A 255-nucleotide genomic window follows, 5' to 3' on the forward strand; every position below is an offset into this window, starting at 1 on the left:
TTTGTAGATAGCAGAGAACCATTTACTATTAAAATCTGAAATAGTCGAAATTTTGGAATTCTCTGGATCTACTTTTTCTTTTTCAGAGGCATCAACTAAAAGAGTTGAACCTTTTACGATATCGAGATTGTTCTTCTTTCCTAGTGCATATAACTTCGCTAAAAAGTCCCGATCGTATGTATCATCTGCATCGCAAAAAGCTACATACTCCCCTCTAGCCAAACGAAGACCTGTATTTCTTGCTGCGCTTACTCC

1 protein-coding gene is annotated in these 255 nt (G+C 37.3%); it reads right to left on the minus strand.

All coding sequences use genetic code 11. The features are described 5' to 3' along the window. Positions 1–255: glycosyltransferase family 2 protein (locus tag H6A60_RS13360; RefSeq protein WP_205105348.1), on the minus strand; the 255-nt coding region annotated here is incomplete at both ends.

Source organism: Sutterella massiliensis (assembly GCF_016899755.1).
GTDB lineage: Bacteria > Pseudomonadota > Gammaproteobacteria > Burkholderiales > Burkholderiaceae_F > Sutterella > Sutterella massiliensis.